The following is an 18,380-nucleotide window of genomic DNA, read 5'->3' as shown; positions in this document are numbered from 1 at the left end:
GTGCAAAGGCGCGCAGACCATAATGGGCGGCGGCGGGCCGACCGGGACCGATTGATCGGACCTGAACCCTTGCACGACGGGCCCAGTAAGGGCATATGGGGACCAACACCAACGTCACCCGAGGATCTAGAATGACCACCTTTGACGATCGCGAATCCGCATTCGAAGCCAAATTTGCCCATGATGAAGAAATGATCTTCAAAGCCGAAGCCCGCGCCAACAAGATGTTGGGCCTGTGGTCTGCGGAACAGCAGGGCATTTCGGGCGACGACGCCGAAGCCTATGCTCTGACCGTCATCAAGGCCGATTTCGAAGAAGCCGGCCACGAAGACGTCATCCGCAAGGTCGCCGCAGACCTCGACGGCAAGGTCGACGCCGACGCGATCCGCGCCAAGCGCGCCGAGCTTCTGGCGGTCGCCAAGGGCGAGTTGATCAAGGAAGTCGACTAAGACGCCTGCGAAGATGGGCCGCAAAGCCTGAAAAACAAGGCAAACGCGGCGCCTTAGCGCCGCGTTTCGTCGTTTCTGGCCTGCCGTTTTTTGGAAGCGGCCCTTATTAAAGCCGTCCCGTCCGCGATTTTGACGGGCCGCCTGCCCAAAATGCCTTTCGATTGGACACGAGCAATGACCAATGCCCTTTCCCGCCTTCTGGAAACCCGCGACTGGCTGATGGCCGACGGCGCGACCGGCACCAACCTGTTCAACATGGGGCTGGAATCCGGCGATGCGCCGGAATTCTGGAATGTCGATCATCCCGACCGGATCAAGAAACTGTATCAATTCGCGGTGGACGCGGGCAGCGACATCTTCCTGACCAATTCCTTCGGGGGCAATGCTTCGCGCCTGAAGCTGCACGGGGCGGAATCGCGGGCGCGCGAATTGTCGCGGGTCAGCGCCGAACTGGGCCGCGAGGTCGCCGATGCGGCGGGCCGGCCAGTCGTGGTGGCCGGATCAGTCGGGCCGACCGGCGAAATCTTCGCCCCGATGGGCCCGCTGACCCATGAAACCGCGGTCGAGATTTTCCATGAACAGGCCGAGGGCCTGAAGGAAGGCGGCGCCGACGTTCTGTGGCTTGAAACCATTTCCGCGCCCGAGGAATACAAGGCCGCCGCCGAAGCCTTCGCCTTGGCCGACATGCCCTGGTGCGGCACGATGAGCTTCGACACCGCCGGGCGCACCATGATGGGCGTGACCTCGGCCCAGATGGTCGACATGGTCGAAAAGCTGCCCAATCCGCCGATCGCCTTCGGCGCCAATTGCGGCGTCGGCGCGTCGGACCTGCTGCGCACGGTGCTGGGTTTCGCGGCGCAGGGCACCGAACGGCCGATCATCGCCAAGGGCAATGCCGGCATCCCGAAATATCACGAAGGGCATATCCACTACGACGGCACGCCCGAACTGATGGCCGAATACGCCGTTCTGGCGCGCGACGCGGGCGCGACGATCATCGGCGGCTGCTGCGGCACCATGCCCGAGCACCTGAGCGCGATGCACGAAGCGCTGAGCACACGCCCGCGCGGCCCGCGCCCGACGCTGGAACAGATCACCGAAACGCTTGGCGCGTTTTCATCGGCCAATGACGGTACCGGCGAAGCCGCTGCTGCCCCGGCCCGCCGCGGCCGTCGTCGTCGCGGCTGAAACCGGCCATTGCCTCGATGCTCGCCCCGCGGGCATCGCATTCGCAAACAACGCGCCTGCCGGGCTTTGTCCCGGCGGGTTGCGCGATCTCGCGCCGGTACTCTCACCCGAACAGGTCCAACTGGTCCCCTGCCCGTTTGGGCACCCGAAACAGATCGCACCGCAGCGCGGGCTGCGGCTTGTCCAGCCCCAGTCGCTTCGCCGCCAAAGCGAAGCGGTTCGCGATCATCTCGGCATACACCCCCTCGCCGCGCATCCGGCGCCCCCACCGGGCATCGTATTCCTTGCCGCCATGCATTTCACGCAGCCGCGCCATCACCCGGCCGGCCCGGTCGGGATAATGTTCGGCCAACCAGCGCTGGAACAGCGGCGACACCTCGCGCGGCAGTCGCAACATGATCCAGCTCGCCGCACTGGCCCCTGCATCCCTGCCCGCCCGCAGCAGCGCCTCGATCTCCGTGTCGGAAAGCCCGGGCACGATGGGTGAAGTCATGATCCGTACCGGCACACCCGCATCCGCCAGCCGCCGGATCACCGCCAGCCGCCGTTTCGGCGACGGCACCCTGGGCTCCATCCGCCGAGACAGCACCGAGTCGAGCGTCGTCACCGAAATTCCGACCCGAACCAAACCGTCCCGCGCCATGTCGGACAGGATATCGATATCGCGCTCGATGAGCGTGCCCTTGGTCACCACGGCCACCGGGTGGCGGAATTCCCGCAATACCTGCAAGCAAGACCGGGTGACTTCCATATCCCGTTCGACCGGCTGATAGGGATCGGTATTTGTCCCGATCGCGATCGGCGCCACCTTGTAGGATGGCCGCCGCAATTCACTCGCCAGAACCTCGGCCGCGCCGGGCCGTGCCACCAGCCGGGTTTCGAAATCCAGCCCCGGCGACAGGCCCAGATAGGCATGACTGGGCCGGGCAAAACAGTAGATGCAGCCGTGCTCGCAGCCGCGATAGGGATTGATCGACCGGTCGAACGGCAGATCGGGCGACCGGTTGTAGGTGATGACGCTGCGCGGTCGCTCCTCCCTCACTTCGGTTCTGACCACCGGCAGAGATTCGTCGCCGTCCCAGCTATCGGCGATGGGTTCGCGCTGAAACCGTTCGAACCGCCCTACATCGTTGCTCCCCGCACCACGTCCGGGGCGGCGGTCGGGATCGATCGGGATCTGGGCGGGCATAACCATGGCTCACTTTAGAACATACAGGGAACACCGTGCAAGATCATGCGGATTCTCACGCCGAATTCACCCCGCAGGTCGGTTGCAAGTCACCGCGTGTCGCAATCCGCCAAGTCTGGCCGGATGGAATTTTCCAAAGCTGACGATGGAATGACAGTATCGATCCCGCGATCCGAGATCGACCCAGCCCAAGGAAATGCGCCATGTCCGACGAAGAAGACATCATCCTGTCCGAACTGAACGACGAAGAACTCGTCCAGCAGATGTTCGATGATCTTTATGACGGTATGAAGGAAGAAATAGAGGAAGCGGTCAACATCCTGCTGGAACGCGGCTGGGCGCCCTACGACATCCTGACCAAGGCCCTGGTCGGTGGCATGACCATCGTTGGCCACGATTTCCGCGACGGCATCCTGTTCGTGCCCGAGGTTCTGCTGGCCGCCAACGCGATGAAGGGCGGCATGACGATCCTGAAACCGCTCCTGGCCGAAACCGGCGCGCCGCGGATGGGCAAGATGGTGATCGGCACGGTCAAGGGCGACATCCACGACATCGGCAAGAACCTCGTCAGCATGATGATGGAAGGCGCCGGATTCGAAGTGGTCGATCTGGGCATCAACAACGCGGTCGAAGCCTATCTCGAAGCGCTGGAAGCCGAGCAGCCCGACATCCTGGGCATGTCGGCGCTGCTGACAACCACCATGCCGTACATGAAGGTGGTCATCGACACGATGGTCGAACAGGGATTGCGCGATGATTACATCGTGCTGGTCGGCGGCGCACCGCTGAACGAAGAGTTCGGAAAGGCGATCGGCGCCGATGCCTATTGCCGTGACGCTGCCGTGGCGGTGGAAACCGCCAAGGCCTTCGTTGCGCGCAAGCACAACCAGCTCAGCGCCTGATCCGGGCTACCGGGCCTCATGATGAAACAGCCCGACGACACGACGCTCACCGAACAAGGCCTCGCCCCACAGGGACGAGGCCGCGTTCTGCTGATCGCCTGCGGCGCGCTTGCGCGTGAAATCCTCGCACTGAAGGCGCTCAACGGCTGGGATCACATGGACCTGACCTGCCTGCCGGCGATCCTGCACAATCATCCGGAAAAAATCGCCGGTGCGGCCCGCGCCGTCATCGAAAAGCACCGCGCCGATTACGACCGGCTGTTCCTCGTCTACGCCGATTGCGGCACTGGCGGCGCGCTGGAACGTCTTTGCGCCGAGACGGGTGTCGGCATGATCCCCGGTCCCCATTGCTACAGCTTTTTCACCGGCAACGCCGCCTTCGCGGCAGCGGCAAAAGACGAAATCACCGCCTTCTACCTCACAGACTTCCTGACCCGTCAATTCGATGCCTTCGTCTGGCACCCGCTCGGCCTCGACCGCCACCCGGACCTGCGCGAAGCCTATTTCGGCCACTACACCAAGCTGGTCTACCTCGCCCAGACCGACGACCCTGCGCTCACGGCCAAGGCCGAATCCTGCGCCGCCCGGCTCGGCCTTGCCTATGAACGCCGCTTCACCGGCTACGGTGATCTCGTCACGGTGCTGGCCGAGCTCGGCTGATCCTTCTTCTGTTCGGAAATATCCCGGGGGGAGCGCATCGTGCGACGGGGGCAGCGTCCCCTGCCCGCTTCGCCGCGAGGCGAAGCTCATCCTGCGTGGCGCAGCCACACAATCGGATCACGTCGGCAATCCACTTCGGCAGATCACGCCGCCGCGGCCTCCGCGGCAACCAGTCGGATTCGCTCGATCATCGCCCGCACGCCGTTCGACCGCTGCGCCGACAGATGATCGTGCAGCCCCAACCGCGCCAATTCCCCGTGCGCGTCGATCGCCGCGACCTCGGCCACCGGGGTTCCGTTGTACAGCCCCCGCAAGACGGCGATCAGGCCGCGCACGATCATCGCGTCGCTGTCACCGTCGAATTCGAAAATCCCGCCCTCGATGCGCGGGTGCAGCCAGACCTGGCTGGCGCAGCCTTCGACCTTGGTGGCGGGCACCTTCAGCGCATCCTCCAACGGGTCCATTGCCTTGCCCAGTTCGATCACGTGGCGATACCGGTCTTCCCAGTCTTCCAGGAATTCGAAATCCTCGACAATCTCTTCAAAGGCGTCACGGGCCATTTCGCGGTCCTTTCGTTGCGTTTCCACCAGTTAGGCGCAGTCCTCGTAAAGGTCCAGCCCCGCAAGCGTCTTTTCAAGCCCGCCCGGATGAGGTAACCCGATGACAAAGCGAATGAGGCGACAAGATGCAGAAATCCCTTTCGGTTCTTTTGATCTCGGCGGTCGTTCTGAGCGGCTGCGGCAATTCCCGTCTCAATCCCAAAAACTGGTTTGGGCGCAGTCAGCCCGCACCGGTCGCCAATGCCGCGGACGTGAACCCGCTGATTCCGGCTCGCCGCAGCAGGCTGCTGGCCCGCGACACCAGTTATCAGGGCCAACTGGTCGGCGAGATTCGCGATCTGACCATCGAACGCGTCCCCGGCGGCGCGATGGCCCGGGTGACCGGCCTGGCGGACCGACAGGGGCCTTACGAGGTCAGGTTGATGCCGATGAATGACGGCCAGCCGGTGGGCGGCGTACTGAGTTTCGAGCTGCGCGCGCTCGGTTCGCCGCGCAATCCGGTCGGGCCGGAAGCCAGCCGCCTGCTGACCGCTGCGGTCTTCCTGACCGATCAGGAACTCGCTGGTGTGCGCGAAATCAAGGTACTGGGCGCACGCAACGCCCGCTCCAGCCGCCGCTGATCGGACCGATCAAAGTTCGACGATTTTGACCGACTTGCCCTTCGCGGCCAGCGCGATTTCGCCGTTGCACAGGCGCAGCGCGTCATCGCCGAACACTTCGCGGCGCCAACCGGTCAAAGCCGGCACGTCGCGCAGACCCGCCGAGATCGCGTCCAGATCGGCCGCAGGCGCGATCAGCTTCGATGCCACGCCGGCGCTTTCGGTCTTTGCCTTCAGCAACACCCGCAGAAGATCGGCCAGCGCCGGGTTCACCTGCAGCTTGTCGCGGCTGGTGTCGGGTTTCGGGTAATCCTCGGGCGGGCATTCGATCCCGACCTTCACCGCCGCCAGGATACCATCGGCGATCTCGCCCCGGCGGGCTTCGCGCAACAGCAGCCGCGACCGGCCCAGATCGTTCATCGACGTCGGCTTGGTCGAGGCCAGCTCGACCAGCGCGTCGTCCTTGAACACGCGGCTGCGCGGCACGTTGCGCGATTGCGCGTAACCTTCGCGGAACCGTGCCAGTTCGCGCACCACGGCAAGGAACTTGCCGCTGTTGGTGCGGGTCTTGACCCGTTTCCAGGCCTCGGAGGGCTGAATGATATAGGTGTCGGGATTGGTCAGGATGCGCAGTTCTTCCTGTACCCACTTGGCACGACCGGTCTTTTCCAGCTGCGCGGCCAGGTATTCGTAGATCACCCGCAGATGGGTGACGTCGGCCAGAGCGTATTTCTTCTGCGCCTCGGTCAGCGGACGGCGCGACCAGTCGGTGAAGCGCGAGGTCTTGTCGAGGCTCTGCTTGGCGACCTTTCGGACCAGCGTTTCATAGCCCACCTGTTCGCCGAAACCGCAGACCATCGCCGCCGCCTGCGTGTCGAACAGAGGTTCGGGGAACACCTGATGTTCGACGAAGAAAATCTCCAGGTCCTGCCTTGCCGCGTGAAACACCTTGACCACCGAGGTATCGCGGAACAGGTCCATCAACGGGGTCAGCGACATGCCCTCGGCCAGCGGATCGACCAGAACGGCGGTGTCGTCGTTGTCTCCCGGCATCGCCAGCTGCACCAGGCAGAGCTTGGAATAGTAGGTCCGTTCGCGCAGGAACTCGGTATCGACCGTGACGTAATCGTGTTTGCGTGCTTCTTCGCAGAAACGGGCGAGCTCTTCGGTCGTTGTGAGTGTCTTCATCGGCGCCTTGGTTTCGTGGTCTTGTTTCGGTGTGGCTTGGAGGGCGGTCTGACGCCCAGACATACGCGATTGCGCCGGGGATGCAAAGCATCACCGGCTTGCCGTCCCGTCAATCGAGGGTGATCGGGTCGGTTTCGCCCCGCGCGAAGCGTTCCAATACGGCCGGATAAAGCCTGTGTTCCTGCACCAGAACCCTTGCCGCAAGGCTGTCCGGCGTATCGTCGGGCAGCACCGGGACCCGCGCCTGCCCCAGGATCGGCCCGTCGTCGAGCGCGGGCGTCACCAAGTGAACGGTGCACCCGGCCTCCTTGTCGCCCGCCTCCAGCGCGCGCTGATGGGTATGCAGCCCCTTGTACTTGGGCAGCAGCGAGGGATGGATGTTCAGCATCCGACCTTCCCAACGACGCACGAAGCCTTCGGTCAGGACCCGCATGAAACCGGCAAGACAGATGATATCGGGCTCGGCCTCGGCCAGCTTGGCGTTCAGTTCGGCTTCGAATCCTTCACGGTCGCCCTTGAACGGGCGGTGGTCGACGGCGAAGGTGGGCACCCCCATTTCGGCGGCCTTTTGCAGCCCGCCGGCCTGTGGATCGTTCGACCCGACCAGAACGGGACGCGCCGGGTGGTCGCCCACCATGCTTTCGACCAGTTTCACCATGTTCGAGCCGCCGCCCGAGATCAGGATCGCGACCTTCTTGGTCACAGCAGCGCCCCGGTGTAACGGACGCCCTCGCCCGCCTCGATCTCGCCCAGACGGGACACGGTTTCGCCCGCCGCGGTCAGCAGCTTGGCCACCGCGTCGGCTTCGGCGGCGTCGCAAACGACGATCATGCCGATGCCGCAGTTGAAGGTCTTCAGCAGCTCCGCCTGTTCCATGCCACCGGTTTCGGCCAGCCATTTGAACACGGGCGGCAGGTCCCAGGCATCCAGGTCGATTGTCGCGCCAGTGCCTTCGTGCAGGACCCGCGGCAGGTTTTCGGTCAGTCCGCCGCCGGTGATATGGGCCAGCGCGTGAACGCCGCCCGACCGGATCGCTTCCAGCACCTGCGTGACGTAAAGCCGGGTCGGCGCCAGCAGCGCTTCGCCCAGCGTGATGTCGGCATTCCACGGGCAGGTCGCATCCCAGCCCAGCCCGGACACCTCGACCAGCTTGCGCACCAGCGAATAGCCGTTCGAATGCACCCCGTTCGATCCCAGGCCCAGCAGGACGTCGCCTTGCTTGACGCCCTTGGGCAGGTCCGCGCCGCGTTCCATCGCGCCGACGGCGAAACCGGCCAGGTCGAAGTCGCCCTTAGAATACATGCCGGGCATTTCTGCGGTTTCACCGCCGATCAGCGCGCAACCCGATTGGGCGCAGCCTTCGGCAATGCCCTCGATGATTCGGGCGGCGCTGTCGAGTTCCAGCTTGCCGGTCGCGAAATAGTCGAGGAAGAACAGCGGCTCCGCCCCCTGACAGACCAGATCGTTGACGCACATGGCGACCAGATCGATGCCGATCGTGTCGACATTTCCGGTGTCGATGGCAATCCGCAGCTTGGTGCCGACCCCGTCGGTGGCGCCTACAAGGATCGGATCGCTGTAACCTGCATCTTTCAGATCGAACAGCGCGCCGAAGCCGCCCAGACCCGCCATGACGCCCGAGCGCGCGGTGCGCTTGGCGGCGGGTTTGATCCGCTCGACCAGTTCGTTTCCTGCATCGATGTCAACGCCCGCATCCGCATAGGTCAGGCCGTTCTTACCTTGGCTCATAAGACTATCCCCGGTGAATTTGCGCCCCCGATAGACTATCAGCCGGATTAAGTCCACGCCCCTACCGTTTCAGGTGCCGATTGACCGCGTTTTTCTTCACTTGGACGTCTCAAACCTGCGCCGGATCACGACACCAGCCGAAAACGGGCCAGTCCCCATTTTTTTACGACATTTTTTCAGTCAACCCACGCGGTCATGGATCGGAAGAATGGCGTGCCGAGGCGCCTGATTTCCGGGCCGCGGTTCACACGAATTCTCAGCAACGCCCACAAAACATGCGATAAATTGATACCTTCATAAACTTGCAAGCGTAAATTCGAATTTTTCCTTGAAAACCAAGCACCAAAGCCAGGTTGCGAGACAAATCAGCCCACCCCCTGCAATTGATCAATCCGATGTAAAACTCTCCTTTTGGGTGCCGTTGTTCTATCCACAGCGCGAACTGAAAAGCCGTCTCAAGTAATACAATAAGAAAGCGAAAAGCGATGTCCTTTGACGATTCAATCCCCTCAGCTCGTGTTCAGGACACGAGCGAATTGTCCAAGCAAACTGCCTATGCCGCCTACGAACATCTCAGCTGTCCGATCATGGTATGCGACAAGGATCTGGTGATCCGTTTCGTCAATTCCGTGGGCTATGACATGTTCGAACGGCTGGAACAGGATATTCAGTCGGACCTGCCACATTTCGAAGCCCGCAACATCATCGGGCAAACCATTGACGTGTTTCACAAGAACCCTGCCTATCAGCGTGACATCATCGGCCGGATGACATCTTCCCACATCGGCAGGTTCAAGATCGGCAACACCCATCTGGTTTTTTATGCCTCGGCGAATTTCGCGGACGACGGCAGCCTGGACGCGATCGTCGTCGAATGGCAGGACCGCACCAGCGAGTTGCAGGCCAAACACGATCTTGAACGGTTCCTGAGCGAAACCAAGGCGATGGGCGATGCGCACGAGGCAGGTGCGATCAGCACCTTCGTCGACGCGAGCCGGTTTCCCAGCGAATTGCAGGAAGTCGCCAAGGCGGTCAATGACATGGTGCAGGGCCATATCCATCTGCAGCAGCGTTCGATCGCGGCGGTGCAGGCCTTTGCCAAGGGCGATTTCGACTACGAACTCGAGCGCTTCCCCGGCGAAAAGGCCTATGTGAACGACAGCGTCGACCAGGTGCGCGCGGTGTTCCGCAAGATGAACCAGGAAATCCTGCGCGCGTCGCAGGCGATCCAGAACGGCGACCTGTCGATGGCCATCGACGTCGATGCCTTCGACGGCGAATACCGCGATGTCATGGCGTCCTTCGACCAGACCTTCGGTGGGTTGAGTGATCTGGTAGGCAACCTGAAAACCCAGATCAACGAGATCACCAAATCCGCCGAGGCTGTATCACAGACCTCCTCCACCCTGTCGGTCGGGGCGCAGCAAAGTTCGAGCGCGATCGACCAGATATCGTCGAGCTTCGATGAAACCGAAAGCCAGGTGCGCGCCACCTCGTCGGCCGCGTCCAAGGCCAAGACCGTGGCGGTTGCCGCAAACCAGACCGCATCGGAAAGCCGCGACACCATGGGCAGCATGAAACGGGCGATGGAAGGCATCGACACCTCGGCCCGCTCAATCAGTTCGATCAACAAGGTGATCGACGAAATCGCCTTCCAGACCAACCTGCTGGCGCTGAACGCCGCGGTGGAAGCGGCCCGCGCGGGCGCGCATGGGCGCGGTTTCGCCGTGGTGGCGCAGGAAGTGCGCACCCTGGCGCAGCGTTCGGCCAAGGCGGCGAAGGAAACCACCGACCTGATCGATCAGTCGACCCAGGCCATCGCCGAAGGCGTCGCCATCACCGACACGATGGACGCGTCGCTGCAGGCGCTATCGGAATCCTTCGAGGAAGTTCAGTCGCTGGTCAGCGAAATCAGCAAGGCGACCGAGGAACAGAGTTCAGCCATCGCGCATATCAACATCGCGGTGTCGGAAATCTCGTCCAGCGCCGGGACGGCGGACAACGAATCCACCTCGCTCGCCGCGGGTGCCGAGGAATTGTCGTCGAGCGCCAACCACATGCTCAGCCAGTTGGCGCGGTTCAAGCTGCGCGCGCAGGGCACCGCCCCGTCCGGCATGCCCGACCTGAACAAGCTGACGCCAGAGGTTCTTAAACAGTTCCAAGCCTATCTGGCCAAGGCACCGGCTGCGAACAAGGTCGCGGCCGAGTAGAGGATCGCGGCGGCAAATCCATCCATGGGCGGCCCTTCGGGGCCGCCTTTTGTTTTGTCGAAACCGCATGCGACGAAGCCGAGCCATCTGCCGGGCCCTTCCCGGAAAGTCGGCCGATGGAAGCCCATTGGATCGGGATGATCTGAAGCAGCACAGTCGGGGGAAATCCGTGCCGCGCATTCGCGATTGCGCCCGGCTTTCGCAAGACGGCGGGGATGCGCGCCGTAGCCGAACACGGCCCGTTGATCCGCGACGCCGGCCCCTTCGTGGAACGAAGCGTAAATTACTTCAATATCGAAACACTGCATGCCCGTCGCAACGACAAGCATACCGTGGCACCCGCATGCCTGATCCAACTTACCATTCTGGCACCGCGCATCCCTGACCCCAAGGACACTGCCATATGACAACGGCCTATCCGGGCCCATCACGCAGGCTCGGCCGGCACCCCCTGCTTCAGGCCACATAATGCTCCCAACATAAAACTTTATACTTAAATTTTATTTGGCTTTGGGAGTGAAACGGTTCTAAACATGAATAGCCGCCGCCGAGACCATCGGAGAGGAGCCGCAATGTCCGTTTTCGGACCAGCAGGTCGGTGTTCTCGGGCGACGTGCCGTTTTTTGGGAGGATGAAATGCTGGGTCCAACTGGGCATGTGGATACTTTTACGCGGAACGAATTGCCGCCCGTAGATCTCTGGCCGGAAATGCCGCTTGGGAACAACGATTACCCGGACTTTCTCAATGCCGGCGTCGAACTGACCGACGCCATGGTCGCGAAGGGCTTCGGGGATCATGTCGCTCTGATCGGGAATGGCCGCAAGCGCACCTACAAGGAACTGACAGACTGGACCAACCGCCTCGCGCGTGTCCTGGTCGAGGATCTGGGCGTGCAGCCCGGCAACCGGGTGCTGATCCGGTCCGCCAACAATCCCGCGATGGTCGCGTGCTGGCTCGCCGCGATGAAAGCGGGCGCCGTCGTCGTCAACACGATGCCGATGCTCAGGGCGTCCGAATTGTCCGCCATCGTGGACAAGGCCGAAATCAGCCATGCGCTCTGCGACAGCCGCCTCATGGAGGAGATGACGAATTGCGCCGAGACCAGTGACTATCTTCGGATCGTCCATGCGTTCGACGGCACGCAAAATCACGATAGCGAACTGGATCGGATGGCATTGGAAAAACCGGTGCGCTTCGATGCGGTTCAAACCGGTCGGGATGACGTTGCCCTGCTTGGCTTCACGTCCGGCACGACGGGTTCCCCGAAAGCGACGATGCATTTCCACCAAGATTTGATGATCATCGCCGACGGTTACGCCAAGGAAATTTTGGGCGTGACGCCCGAAGATGTCTTCGTCGGGTCGCCTCCGCTGGCATTCACGTTCGGTCTTGGTGGGTTGGCGATTTTCCCGCTGCGCTTCGGGGCGACCGCGACGCTGCTGGAAAATGCCTCGCCGACCAACATGATCGACATCATCGAGAAGTACAAAGCGACGATCTGTTTCACGGCCCCGACCGCCTATCGCGCGATGCTTCTGGCCATGGAAGAAGGCGCCGACCTTTCCAGCCTTCGGGTCGCCGTGTCGGCCGGGGAAACGCTGCCCGCACCGGTCTATGAAGAGTGGAAAGCCAAGACCGGGAAGCCAATGCTTGACGGGATCGGCGCGACCGAGATGCTGCACATCTTCATCTCTAACAGGTTCGACGATTCACGCCCGGCATGCACCGGCCGCCCGGTGACCGGTTACGAGGCCCGGATCGTCGATGACAACATGAAGGAACTGCCAGACGGAGAAGTTGGGCGGCTTGCCGTCCGGGGACCGACGGGATGCCGGTATTTGTCCGACGACCGGCAGAAAGCCTATGTCCGCGAGGGATGGAACCTGACCGGCGACAGCTTTTGGCGCGACACAGAAGGGTATTTCCACTTCACCGCACGGAATGACGACATGATCGTTTCTGCCGGTTACAACATCGCGGGGCCCGAGGTGGAAGCCGCGCTTTTGGCGCACGAAGCCGTGGCAGAATGCGCGGTCATCGGAGCGCCGGACGAAGCACGTGGGCACGTCGTCGAGGCGCATATCGTCCTGGCGGAGGGGTTTTCCGGATCGGACGAGATGCGCAAGGTCCTTCAGGATCACGTCAAGTCGACGATCGCGCCCTACAAATACCCGCGCTCGGTGAAATTCTGCCCCAGCCTGCCCAAAACGGCTTCCGGGAAGATCCAGCGGTTCCAGTTGCGTGAAGGTGCATAACCGCGCCATGCGATCCGGTCTAGAATCTGCGGAACGCACGAGGCGACCAGCTCTGTCGGACAAATCCGGTGCTAGGCAAACTTATCCTTCGCCCTATGTCGCGGGCGCATAGCAAGAGCGGCGTCCGGGTCGACCCCGGATCACACCGGAATGCCAGCGTTCCGCGCCGCTTCGGTAGGTTGGCCGTGATCGCCCCGTCAGGCCCCCGCCCACCATCATGTCGCAGGGAACGTCACCAGGTCCGCAGCGGTCGCGCGCGATCGGGTAATGCGGCGCCCCCAGGCGACCCCGTTCGGTCAGCACACCGAAGCCGCATTCGCCCGTCCTTACCCATAGTTTCCTGAACATGGCGGCAGACCGCTACAGCAGGCGAAACCCAGCCACTGAGCAAGAATTCGCGCCCCATGGCTGAGCAAAAGGCGGTAAGCCGCCAATTTTGTGGACGCATGAAAAAAGGTGGGGCGCCCCGACGGGGCGGTGTCATAGAACCGTCAAAAAAAGAGGCATCGAGCTCACACCCCTACAACGAAGTTCAAACGGCGTTCGCCTGTGAAAACAGCAAAATCGCGCCGGCGAATGATCGGAGATTCGAAAGATGACCAATCTCATCACGCTGATGGGCGACTATGGATATGACCCCTACAAGATTTCAGAGATCTCATCGACCGTGATCGATGCGACCGATGCGAGTTGGATCGTCGCGAACATCGGCGACGACCTGAACCGATATCCGTTTTCGGTACGTGACAGCTACGATGTCACGATAATCGGCGGAACGATCGACGGCACGGTCCCGCTCGATCTCGATTGGGAAGACGCCTATGTCAACTCGGCGGCGGTCTATGTCCGCAACGTCGCCAATGTGGTGATCAGCGACTGGACGATTTCCCAGACTTGGGATGCGATCCGGGTCAGGAGCGTCAATGATGACAGCTTCGCGATCGACCATGTCTGGATCAGCGACGTGCGCGACGATGCCGTGGAAAACGACGATGGCCTCAGCGGCACCATCAGCAACTCTCTCTTCGACGGGGTTTTCGTCGGGGTCAGCCTCGCCGACGGCAGCACGCCCGACCAGACCGACAACGTCGTAACGCTCGACAACGTGCTGATCCGGATGGAGTCGTTCCAATACAAGGGCGAATTGACCCATCAATCCATCTTCAAGGTCGTCGACGGAATCAGCCCCGCGCTCAGCATAAAGGACTGCGTTCTGGCCATCGAAGACGTCAACCATCACGGACAGGGGCGGCTCGCGGTGGCATGGGACAGCGTCGTTTCGTCCTCGGGCAATTACTTCCTGAATCTTTCGGACGACCCCTTGCCGGACGACTATCCGTTGCCGCCGGCCGGCTTCACGATTCTTCAGGGACAGGCGGCCCGCGATTACTGGAACAATGCGCGCACCGACTGGATTGCGGAGAACAGCGGCGATTCCCTGACGGGCACCAGCGGTGCCGACAGCATCGACGGTCAGGACGGCAGCGACACGATTCTTGGCGGCGATGGCAACGATACGCTCAACGGGCAGTCCGGCCATGACAGCCTGCTCGGCGAAGCGGGGCACGACCGGCTCATCGGCGTCGACGGCGACGACATCCTTGTCGGCGGCGACGGTTTCGACACCATTTATGGTGGCAACGGCAACGACACGGTCGATGGCGGCCACGGCCGTGACCAGGTTTTCCTGAACCAGGGCAATGACCTTTACCAGGATAACGGTCAGGGCGGCGATCTGGGCCGCGATACGGTGTTCGGCGGCTATGGCGACGACACGATCCAGGGTGGCAACGGCGATGACGAATTCCGCGGCCAGGGGGGCAATGACCTGATCTTCGGCCGCAAGGGCAACGACCTGATCCGGGGTGACGACGGGTTCGACACCATCCATAGCGGCACCGGAAATGACACTGTCAATGGCGGCAACGGCCGCGACCGGGTCTTCCTCAAAGAGGGCGACGACCTGTATCAGGACAACGGCCAGGGCGGCGATCTGGGCCGCGACACCGTCTTTGCCGGAACAGGTGATGACACCATCCAGGGCGGTGCCGGCGACGACCTGTTTACTGGCGACACCGGCAACGACGTGATCTATGCCCGGTTGGGCAATGACAGCGTCTATGGCGGCAACAACTTCGATTTCATCGATGCGGGCGAAGGCAACGACTTGGTCTATGGCGGCAATGGCCAGGACACTATCCGCCTGGGCGCGGGCGATGATGTTTATGTGGATACCGCCCAGACAGGCAATCTCGGCCGCGATACGATCACCGGCGGGACCGGGGCGGACGTCTTCGTCTTCCTTGATGTGATGTCATCCGATACGATCACGGATTTCGAAACGGGCACAGATGTGCTGCAACTGGAACAGGGCCTCTGGAATGGCGGGCTTACCGCAGCGCAGGTTGTCTCTACCTACGCGTCCGTCACGGCCGACGGCGTGCTGTTCGATTTCGACGCCGGTCAGTCGATTCTGCTGTCCGGACTCGGCTCCACTGACGGGCTCGACAGCGATCTCCTACTGATCTGAATGGAACCGAACGGCGCCCGCCCGAGGCGGAGGGCGCCATCAGACGGCACTGGGAATCGCCGCTTAACGCGGCGATTTCACGACAACCTCTATGGTCTGGCATTCCTGAGCCCCCAATGAGATGAACCGCCTTCCCGTTCGGTCACGCTTCGCTTTGGTCAAGACCACAGCAGTATGGAATATTCCGTTTTCTGACCGAACAGACCTTATGGTTTCAATGAGTCGCAACACACTCCCACCCAGGAAGCGACCACAAGGAACCGCAGCGCCGAACCGACGAAAAGCCACGCAGCACCGCCTGACTGAGCCCATGATTGCACGGCAGCGGCGACGAGTATCATCTCACTACACGCAACTGCCTGCACAATGCTGGCACGAGACAATTCTTGATCTGTTGCAGGCAACAAAAAAGCCCTCAAGCTTTTGAGCTTAAGGGCTTTTTATGGCTCCGGCGGTAGGGATCGAACCTACGACCAATTGATTAACAGTCAACTGCTCTACCGCTGAGCTACGCCGGAACATGTGGCGGTGTATAGCCATGTGATTTTCCGACGTCCAGAGGATTTTGTCACATTTTTGCGAAAAAATTCTTATCCCTTCCCGAGCAGCTCAAATACTGCTTCCTCGGCCAGTTCCCCGACCGGGGAAACTCGTTTTTTTCCCGTCAGGTCAACGAGATGCGCCAGGACGTTCCGCGTTGCCGCGGGAAGAAGCGCGGGCTGTACATCGGTATAGATGCGCCGCGCGAGCCCTTGGGCGCTGTCCGGCCCCTCTGCCAGCGCCGCCAGGATCTGCGCTTCGCGCTCGCGCCGGTGCGCCAGAAGCCATTCCAGCCGCTGCCGAGGCGCCGTTACCGGGGCGCCGTGGCCGGGATGCAGCACCTTTGCCTCCAGCCGCAGCAGCTTTTCGCACGATGCCATGAAGTCGGTCAGGTCACCGTCGGGCGGCGACACCAGCGAGGTTGCCCAGCCCATCACCAGATCGCCTGTCATGATCGCATCGCGCCATTGGAAACACAGGTGATTCCCGTAGTGGCCCGGCGTCCACAGTGCGGTGACGTCCCAATCTTCGTTCCGGATCACGTCGCCATCGGCCATAATCACGTCGGGGCTGAAATCCAGATCAGGACTTTCGCCACCCCCGATCATGCCGGCATCCGCCAGTTTCCGCATCACCGCACTGCGCCCGGCGCGGGTATCGCCGAATCCGTGAATCGGCGCACCGGTTCGCGCCGCCAACGCCCGCGACAGCGGCGAATGATCGAGATGGGTGTGGGTGACAAGGATATGCGAGATCCTCTGCCCCGGTTCGAGCGCGCCGAGAATCGCCTCCAGGTGCGGCGTGGATTCGGGGCCGGGATCGATCACCGCGATATCGCGCCAGCCCAGCAGGTAGGTATTGGTGCCGCGATAGGTCATCGGCGACGGATTCGGCGCCACGATGCGGCGCAACCCGTCCGCCAGCACCTCGGGCACCCCGATGGGGGGATCGAAATCGTCGGGGGCTTGCATTTGGCTTCCTTCCTGTGCTGTGCGCAGCTAGGGTCTGGCACATGGCTTTTCGCTGGCTCAAACGCTATGTCCCGCGCGGGCTCTATTCAAGAGCCGCCCTGATCCTGATCCTGCCGGTTGTAACCTTGCAACTGGTGGTGTCGGTGGTGTTCATTCAGCGCCATTTCGAAGGCGTCACGCAGCAGATGACCGGAGCGACCGCGCGGGAAATCCAGCTACTGGTCGACCGCCTGCCCGAGGCTCCTGCCCCACTGCCGCCCGCCCTGATCGATCTGGCCCAGGCACTGGCCATCGACATCGCGGTGGTTCCGGAACGGCAGGTGCCGGCGCGCAGTCAAAGACGCTGGTATGACCTGACCGGGTCAATCGTCATCGCGTCATTCCACAAGGAATTGCAGGGCGTCGAACAGATCGCCCTGCCCGATGACTACAACGTTCATGTCTTTGTCGCGACATCCGTGGGGGTGGTGGATTTTCACTTCGACCGCAAGCGTGTATCGGCCTCGCAACCGCATCAGCTTTTCGTCAACATGGTGGTTTTCGGCGCGCTGATGACGGTGATCGCCTTCTTCTACCTGCGCAATCAGCTGCGCCCGATCAAACGGCTGGCCGAGGCTGCCGAAGCCTTCGGCAAGGGGCGCACCGTGCCCTATCGCCCTTCCGGCGCTCAGGAAGTGCGGGCCGCAGGCAATGCGTTTCTCGACATGCGAGCACGGATCGAACGGCAAATCGAACAGCGCACATTGCTTCTGTCCGGGGTCAGTCACGATTTGCGTACCCCGTTGACGCGACTGAAGCTGAGCCTGTCACTGTTGGACAGCGAAGACCGCGAAGCGATGGAACGCGATGTCGATGACATGCAGCGGATGCTCGATGGTTTCCTGTCCTTCGCCCGTGGCACCGGCGAAGCGGAACCGGATGAAATCGACCCCTTCGACCTGGTCGAACGGATCATCGAAGACAGCCAGCGCGCCGATATTCCGGTCACTTTGGCCCGCGCCGAAGGCCGCGGGCTAGGCACGGTGATGCTGCGCCCGCTGGCGATCCGCCGGGCGGTCACCAACCTGATCGAAAATGCCGTTCGCTACGGCAGCCGGGCCGAGGTTTCCGTGTTGCTGACGGAAAAATCGCTGCTTATCCGGATCGAGGATGATGGCCCCGGCATTCCCCCCGAAAAACGCAAAGACGCCGTCAAGCCATTCACCCGCCTCGACAGTGCACGCAATCAGAACCGGGCCAGCGGCGTCGGGCTGGGGCTGGCCATCGCCAGCGATATTTCCCGCGTGCATGGCGGCCTTCTGCGCCTGGGCAAAAGCGACAAACTGGGCGGACTGCGCGCCGATATCGTGATCGGCCGGTAACGGCAGCAAGGGACAAAGCGCGCCCCTG

At 62.1% G+C, this 18,380-nt stretch carries 16 protein-coding genes and 1 tRNA gene; 9 read left to right on the top strand and 8 right to left on the bottom strand.

Annotation, left to right across the window (positions count from 1 at the left end; genetic code table 11):
* Positions 1-131 precede the first annotated feature (131 nt).
* Together IT775_RS00975 and bmt are read left to right on the top strand one after the other, a co-directional pair.
* Positions 132-449 carry a DUF1476 domain-containing protein gene (locus IT775_RS00975; RefSeq protein WP_212699195.1) on the top strand — a complete coding sequence of 106 codons (318 nt, stop codon included), beginning with the start codon at positions 132-134 and terminating at the stop codon, positions 447-449.
* A gap of 174 nt (positions 450-623) precedes the next feature.
* Positions 624-1,637 carry a betaine--homocysteine S-methyltransferase gene (bmt, locus tag IT775_RS00970; protein WP_212699194.1) on the top strand — a complete coding sequence of 338 codons (1,014 nt, stop codon included), beginning with the start codon at positions 624-626 and terminating at the stop codon, positions 1,635-1,637.
* Positions 1,638-1,740: 103 nt separating this feature from the next.
* Here bmt and IT775_RS00965 read toward each other — a convergent pair whose 3' ends face one another.
* A complete protein-coding gene (locus IT775_RS00965) occupies positions 1,741-2,832 on the bottom strand; it encodes a PA0069 family radical SAM protein (RefSeq protein ID WP_373050574.1) in 1,092 nt (363 codons plus the stop codon).
* Positions 2,833-3,029: 197 nt separating this feature from the next.
* Here IT775_RS00965 and IT775_RS00960 point away from each other — a divergent pair, with 197 nt between their 5' ends.
* Positions 3,030-3,728 carry a corrinoid protein gene (locus tag IT775_RS00960; RefSeq protein WP_212699193.1) on the top strand — a complete coding sequence of 233 codons (699 nt, stop codon included), beginning with the start codon at positions 3,030-3,032 and terminating at the stop codon, positions 3,726-3,728.
* 21 nt (positions 3,729-3,749) lie between these two features.
* Complete coding sequence (locus IT775_RS00955) at positions 3,750-4,388, top strand: DUF1638 domain-containing protein (protein WP_212699192.1); 639 nt, start codon at positions 3,750-3,752, stop codon at positions 4,386-4,388.
* A gap of 143 nt (positions 4,389-4,531) precedes the next feature.
* On the opposite strand, the gene IT775_RS00950 is transcribed toward IT775_RS00955, so the two are convergent.
* A complete protein-coding gene (locus IT775_RS00950) occupies positions 4,532-4,948 on the bottom strand; it encodes a SufE family protein (RefSeq protein WP_212699191.1) in 417 nt (138 codons plus the stop codon).
* Between the two features lie 125 nt (positions 4,949-5,073).
* Here IT775_RS00950 and IT775_RS00945 point away from each other — a divergent pair, with 125 nt between their 5' ends.
* Positions 5,074-5,568, top strand: a complete 495-nt coding sequence (locus tag IT775_RS00945; RefSeq protein WP_212699190.1) for a hypothetical protein — start codon at positions 5,074-5,076, stop codon at positions 5,566-5,568.
* 9 nt (positions 5,569-5,577) lie between these two features.
* Here IT775_RS00945 and rnd read toward each other — a convergent pair whose 3' ends face one another.
* The 3 genes from rnd to purM all read right to left on the bottom strand — a co-directional run bounded on the left by rnd (position 5,578) and on the right by purM (position 8,484).
* A complete protein-coding gene (gene rnd, locus IT775_RS00940; RefSeq protein WP_212699189.1) occupies positions 5,578-6,735 on the bottom strand; it encodes a ribonuclease D in 1,158 nt (385 codons plus the stop codon).
* A 109-nt stretch (positions 6,736-6,844) separates the two neighbouring features.
* Complete coding sequence (purN, locus tag IT775_RS00935) at positions 6,845-7,438, bottom strand: phosphoribosylglycinamide formyltransferase (protein WP_212699188.1); 594 nt, start codon at positions 7,436-7,438, stop codon at positions 6,845-6,847.
* Positions 7,435-8,484: a phosphoribosylformylglycinamidine cyclo-ligase gene (purM, locus tag IT775_RS00930; protein WP_212699187.1), complete on the bottom strand. Its 1,050-nt coding sequence runs from the start codon at positions 8,482-8,484 to the stop codon at positions 7,435-7,437. Before purM ends, purN begins: the two co-directional genes overlap by 4 nt.
* A gap of 536 nt (positions 8,485-9,020) precedes the next feature.
* Between purM and IT775_RS00925 the strand changes: the two genes are divergently transcribed.
* Positions 9,021-10,694 (top strand): methyl-accepting chemotaxis protein, encoded by a 1,674-nt coding sequence (locus tag IT775_RS00925; RefSeq protein WP_212699186.1) that lies wholly within the window; start codon positions 9,021-9,023, stop codon positions 10,692-10,694.
* Here the strand turns inward: IT775_RS00925 and IT775_RS00920 are convergent.
* Complete coding sequence (locus IT775_RS00920; protein ID WP_212699185.1) at positions 10,649-11,023, bottom strand: hypothetical protein; 375 nt, start codon at positions 11,021-11,023, stop codon at positions 10,649-10,651. The genes IT775_RS00925 and IT775_RS00920 overlap by 46 nt on opposite strands.
* Before the next feature lie 307 nt (positions 11,024-11,330).
* Between IT775_RS00920 and IT775_RS00915 the strand changes: the two genes are divergently transcribed.
* Both IT775_RS00915 and IT775_RS00910 read left to right on the top strand, forming a co-directional pair.
* Positions 11,331-12,950, top strand: coding sequence for an AMP-binding protein (locus IT775_RS00915; RefSeq protein WP_212699184.1), 1,620 nt, complete (start codon positions 11,331-11,333; stop codon positions 12,948-12,950).
* A gap of 595 nt (positions 12,951-13,545) precedes the next feature.
* Positions 13,546-15,480, top strand: a complete 1,935-nt coding sequence (locus IT775_RS00910) for a calcium-binding protein (protein WP_212699183.1) — start codon at positions 13,546-13,548, stop codon at positions 15,478-15,480.
* Between the two features lie 443 nt (positions 15,481-15,923).
* On the opposite strand, the gene IT775_RS00905 is transcribed toward IT775_RS00910, so the two are convergent.
* Both IT775_RS00905 and IT775_RS00900 read right to left on the bottom strand, forming a co-directional pair.
* A tRNA-Asn gene (locus tag IT775_RS00905) sits at positions 15,924-15,998 on the bottom strand.
* 72 nt (positions 15,999-16,070) lie between these two features.
* Positions 16,071-16,991 carry an MBL fold metallo-hydrolase gene (locus IT775_RS00900; protein WP_212699182.1) on the bottom strand — a complete coding sequence of 307 codons (921 nt, stop codon included), beginning with the start codon at positions 16,989-16,991 and terminating at the stop codon, positions 16,071-16,073.
* A 41-nt stretch (positions 16,992-17,032) separates the two neighbouring features.
* Between IT775_RS00900 and IT775_RS00895 the strand changes: the two genes are divergently transcribed.
* Positions 17,033-18,352: an ATP-binding protein gene (locus tag IT775_RS00895; protein WP_212699181.1), complete on the top strand. Its 1,320-nt coding sequence runs from the start codon at positions 17,033-17,035 to the stop codon at positions 18,350-18,352.
* Positions 18,353-18,380: the final 28 nt, after the last annotated feature.

The sequence above is a fragment of the Thalassovita aquimarina genome (genome assembly GCF_018219815.1).
GTDB classification, from domain to species: domain Bacteria; phylum Pseudomonadota; class Alphaproteobacteria; order Rhodobacterales; family Rhodobacteraceae; genus Thalassobius; species Thalassobius aquimarinus.
Note: the sequence above shows the minus strand (reverse complement) of the source record. Positions and strands in the feature narration are given on the sequence as shown.